The sequence below is a fragment of the Apilactobacillus pseudapinorum genome, assembly GCF_040369555.1.
In the GTDB taxonomy this organism is placed as follows: domain Bacteria; phylum Bacillota; class Bacilli; order Lactobacillales; family Lactobacillaceae; genus Apilactobacillus.
Window position 1 is genome coordinate 1 of sequence record NZ_BAABVU010000007.1, and the last position, 378, is coordinate 378.

General features: G+C 50.0%; 1 rRNA gene. It reads left to right on the forward strand.

The features are described 5' to 3' along the window. A 16S ribosomal RNA gene (locus tag ABWU86_RS00745) occupies positions 1-378 on the forward strand; the annotation flags it as partial.

Sequence of the window (378 nt, forward strand, 5' to 3'; positions counted from 1 at the left end):
ACAAAACTTGAGTACAGAAGAGGAAAGTGGAACTCCATGTGTAGCGGTGAAATGCGTAGATATATGGAAGAACACCAGTGGCGAAGGCGGCTTTCTGGTCTGTTACTGACGCTGAGGCTCGAAAGCATGGGTAGCGAACAGGATTAGATACCCTGGTAGTCCATGCCGTAAACGATGAATACTAGGTGTTGGAGGGTTTCCGCCCTTCAGTGCCGCAGCTAACGCATTAAGTATTCCGCCTGGGGAGTACGACCGCAAGGTTGAAACTCAAAGGAATTGACGGGGGCCCGCACAAGTGGTGGAGCATGTGGTTTAATTCGATGCTACGCGAAGAACCTTACCAGCTCTTGACATCTTCTGCCAACCTAAGAGATTAGG